This is a genomic window from Rhabdonatronobacter sediminivivens, assembly GCF_013415485.1.
Classification (GTDB): domain Bacteria; phylum Pseudomonadota; class Alphaproteobacteria; order Rhodobacterales; family Rhodobacteraceae; genus Rhabdonatronobacter; species Rhabdonatronobacter sediminivivens.
The window spans coordinates 1-1,592 of record NZ_JACBXS010000114.1 but is presented as its reverse complement, the minus strand read 5'-3'; the positions used below and the strand labels follow the sequence as shown (position 1 = coordinate 1,592).

Annotated in this window: 1 protein-coding gene; it reads right to left on the bottom strand. The window is 65.7% G+C overall.

Annotation, left to right across the window (positions count from 1 at the left end):
- Positions 1-194: 194 nt before the first annotated feature.
- On the bottom strand, positions 195-1,526 hold the full coding sequence (locus HUK65_RS19155) for a sensor histidine kinase (RefSeq protein ID WP_327787157.1): 1,332 nt from the start codon (positions 1,524-1,526) through the stop codon (positions 195-197).
- Positions 1,527-1,592 lie beyond the last annotated feature (66 nt).

The window sequence follows — 1,592 nt, the reverse complement described above, 5'->3', positions numbered from 1 at the left end:
CGAAGCCCCACGCCAAGCCGCTTCCTGAAGGCTTCAGGCCGCCGAACCGGCCCTGAAAGGCAAAAATCGAGGTGCCCAACGGCATGATCATCCCCTTGACGCAGGGTCAGCTTACCCTGCGTCAAGCGACGGCGGTATCAGGTGATCACCCCATTCTGCCCCTGAAACTGCGCGGCGCTGCCTGGATCAGGCGGTCATGCGGCAGGCAGGGTGACCGAGATGCCGGTCCCCTCCCGTCGCCCCGGGCAAAGCGCCACGGTCAGGCCGTGATCGCTGGCCAACCGGTCGACAATGGCCAGCCCCAGCCCGGTGCCCTCGGCAGCGCCGACAGGCTCCAGCCGGACGGACCGGGCGCGGGCGCGGGCGAAATCTGGCGCCGACAGACCGGGGCCGCTGTCATGCACCTCCAGCCGAAGCGCCCCGCCAGCGCGCCGGATCCCCATCAGGACGCGGCCGTTTCCACCGTGCGTGATCGCGTTCGACAGCAGATTGCAGGCGATGCGCATCAGCACCAGCGCCGGCAGGGTGGTTCGCGCGCCACTGGGCACATGGCGCAGGGCGATGCCCTGCGCCGCGGCGGAGGGGGCGAACATGTCGGCCACGCTGCCCAGAACATCGTCCACCGCCAGCCCCTGCCGGTCGATCACCCTGCCCCGAACGGCGGCCTTGTCGGTCATGGTTGCATGGTGTTCCAGTTCACTGGCCACGATCCGCTCCAGATAGTCGAAACTCTCTTCGAAATCCTCGCGCCGCGGCGTTGGCCCGGACGCGTTGGCACCGCTGATCAGCCGCTGCACGTTCAGCCGCAGTGCCGTCAGCGGCTGGCGCAGGTCATGGGCGGTGTCGGCCAGCCTGCGTTCGCTGGTTTCCGCCTGGGATTGCGCCATCGCGTAACGCGCCTCCAGGTCGTTCAGCCGACGGCTGAGGCCGAGGTTGCGTTGCGCCTCGGCCAGAGCCTGTTCCAGCGACTTTTGCTGCGCCTGTTTCATCTGGTTGACGCTGTCCAGGATGGCCAGCCCCATCATCGCCGCATCGGTGACCATCACCACGCGCATCGCGTCGAATTGCAGTTCTTCCGAAATCTCGATGCCCAACCAGTGTCGCCCGGTCATGATCGCGCTGGCGATAACCGCCCCCACCCAGGCGACGACATAGAACCGGACCTCGCGGAACCGGGTGCGCGCGGCGACAAGGCCGGCCACGGTGAACAGGATGGTGCTCAGAAAGGCCGTGAGCACCAGCAGCTTCTTGATCTCCTGGGTGAAGCCGAAGGCCGTGACCGCCACCATCGCCAGCGCCAGCGCCATCAGCCCGATCAACAGGGCATTGAGGATCGGATGAAAGATGCCGGTGCGCAGGAACATCCGCGCGAAATTGGCGCCGAACACGATCAGCCCTGCCCCCAGCAGGACCGAGGCATAGGCATTGAAGACCGGCGCGTTGGGCCACAGGTACTGAAAGATGTTGCCATCGGCATGCATGACGAACAGCATTGCCACGCAGGCATAGCAGCCATAGAGTCCGATTCATAATGGTCTGAATGATTTCAGGTTCTTGCGATGAGGCGGGTGAGGCGACGGATGTGGGCGATG